Origin of the sequence: Kineococcus glutinatus (assembly GCF_039542765.1) — a bacterium.
GTDB lineage: Bacteria > Actinomycetota > Actinomycetes > Actinomycetales > Kineococcaceae > Kineococcus_A > Kineococcus_A glutinatus.
Window position 1 is genome coordinate 1 of sequence record NZ_BAABIL010000652.1, and the last position, 2199, is coordinate 2199.

3 protein-coding genes are annotated in these 2199 nt (G+C 79.6%); 1 reads left to right on the plus strand and 2 read right to left on the minus strand.

The window, feature by feature from the left end; translation table 11 throughout:
• Window positions 1-278 precede the first annotated feature (278 nt).
• A complete protein-coding gene (locus ABEB16_RS19635) occupies window positions 279-1304 on the plus strand; it encodes a LacI family DNA-binding transcriptional regulator (RefSeq protein ID WP_345713889.1) in 1026 nt (341 codons plus the stop codon).
• Window positions 1305-1313: 9 nt separating this feature from the next.
• Here ABEB16_RS19635 and ABEB16_RS19640 read toward each other — a convergent pair whose 3' ends face one another.
• Both ABEB16_RS19640 and ABEB16_RS19645 read right to left on the minus strand, forming a co-directional pair.
• Window positions 1314-1736, minus strand: a complete 423-nt coding sequence (locus tag ABEB16_RS19640; RefSeq protein WP_345713890.1) for a hypothetical protein — start codon at window positions 1734-1736, stop codon at window positions 1314-1316.
• Window positions 1733-2095: a hypothetical protein gene (locus ABEB16_RS19645; protein WP_345713891.1), complete on the minus strand. Its 363-nt coding sequence runs from the start codon at window positions 2093-2095 to the stop codon at window positions 1733-1735. Before ABEB16_RS19645 ends, ABEB16_RS19640 begins: the two co-directional genes overlap by 4 nt.
• Window positions 2096-2199 lie beyond the last annotated feature (104 nt).

Here is a 2199-nt window from a genome sequence, read left to right on the forward strand (position 1 = left end):
AGCACGCCGGCTCCCAGCCCGGCCAGCACCCTCGCGCGGCCGCGCCGCGCCCCGCTCGTCCGGCGGGCCCGCCGGCCCGCTCCCCCCTCGTCCACCGTGACCTCCTCCGCGGGCGGCGGCCGCCCCGTCGCGACCGGCGCGCGCTGCCGGCATCGTCCCGCGCACCGGTCTCGGATCCGGCACCGCAGCGATCACGGTTCGGCCGCCACCCCGGCCACCCCAGCGCCGGGGCGCTACGGTCGGCGGGACGCAGCGACGCCGACCCGACGGGAGGGCCCGTGCCCGCACCGGCAGGCCCGGACCGGCCGCCCACCATCCGCAGCGTCGCCGAGCGCGCCGGCGTCTCCAAGTCCCTCGTCTCCCTCGTGCTGCAGGGCTCGCCGAAGGTCGGCGAGGAACGGCGCCGGGCGGTGCTGCGCGCGATGTCCGAGCTCGGCTGGTCCCCCGACCCGGTGGCCCGCAGCCTCGCCGAGCGCCGCACCCGCACCGTCGGCGTCCTCCTCGACGACCTGCGCAACCCCTGGTCCGCCGACCTGCTCGACGGGACGCGGCCGGTGCTGCGCGAGCACGGTCTGCGGCCCGTGCTCGGCGACGCCCGCACCGAGCCGGACCTGCTGCGCACCCTGGTCGGGCTGCGCGTCGACGGCCTGCTCGTCGCCGGCACCGTGCCCGGCCTGACCGTCGACCCGCTGCTCGCCGCCTGTGCAGGTGTCGAGGCCGCACCGCCCCTCGTGGTCGCCGGCGCCCGCGAACCCGTGCCCGCCGGGGTGGACGTCGTGGCCGACGACGGCGAGCGGGGCGCGCACCTGGCGGTGGAGCACCTGCTCGCGCTCGGCCACCGTCGGATCGCGCACGTCGCGGGCACCGGTGCGGTCGCGGACGTGCGGCGGGCGGCCTTCGAGGGGCGGCTGCGCGAGGCCGGGCTGGAACCGGTCGTGGCCGCCGGGGGCCTGGACGAGGCGGGCGGCCACCGCGCCGCCGCGGCCCTGCTGGCGGGCGGGTCCCGGCCCACCGCGGTGGTCGCCGTCAACGACCTGGCCGCCGTCGGCGTGCTGGCCGCCGCGCAGGAGGCCGGCCTGCGGGTGCCCGAGGACCTGTCCGTCGTCGGCTACGACAACTCCTCGCTGGCCCGGCTGCGGCCGCTGTCGCTGACCAGCGTCGACGGGGCCGGCCCGGAGGTGGGGCGGCGGGCGGCGGCGCTGCTGCTGGAACGCCTCGGCGGCGGGCGCGGGCCCGGCCGGACGGTGCTGGTGGCCCCGCACCTGGTGGTCCGGGGCTCGACGGGACCGCCACCGCGGCGGTGAGGAGGCCGCTCAGCCCGCCGCGCGCTCCCGCCGCAGCCACAGCAGCCCGAGCACCGGCAGCACGAGCGGCACGAACAGGTAGCCCTCGCCGTAGCCGGACCACACCGTGGCGTCGGGGAAGGCCGCCGCGTCGGCCAGGCTCAGGGTGCCCACGACGAGCACCCCGGTCAGCTCGACGCTGCACGCCGCCCACGCCGCGGCCCGCCAGCGGGGCCCGCGCCGGGCCAGGCCGAGGGTGGCGACGACGTAGACGAGCGCGGCCAGCGCGGACAGGGCGTAGGCCAGCGGCGCCTCGCCGAAGCGGGTGCCGATCTGCACCGCCGCCCGCGAGGTCGCCGCCACCGCGAAGAGGGCGTACAGCGCGACGAGCACCCGCCCCAGGCCGCGGCGGTCCTCCGCGCGGCGCTCCCCGTCGTCCCGGCGGGCGCTCACCGCTGCACCTGCCACAGCAGCAGCATCCGGTAGGCGACGACGGCCAGCCCCAGGCAGGCCACGGTGAGCACGAGCGTGCTGTAGCGGGAGCGGTCGGCCAGCGACCACAGCGCCGCCGCGGGCAGCACGAACGGGGAGAGCGCGAGGTAGGCCAGCGACGTCACCAGCTCCACGGGGCGGGTGCCGTCGAGGGCGTCGGCGGCCAGCACGACGACGAGGACGAGCAGCACGGCCTCCACGACGGCCAGGCCCACCAGGTGCGCCCGGCCCACCCGGCGGTCGCGGGCGGCGGTGAGGCCCGTCCACGCCGCCACCAGCAGCGCGAGGGCGCTCACCGTCGTCACCAGCGCTGCCGTCACGGGCCGATGCTACGGAGCCACCCGCGCCCGGTGGGCGCGCGGTCCGGCGAGGACCTCGCGCAGCGGAGGTGGTCCGGGATCGCTCGGCACGTGGGCCCGGCCGG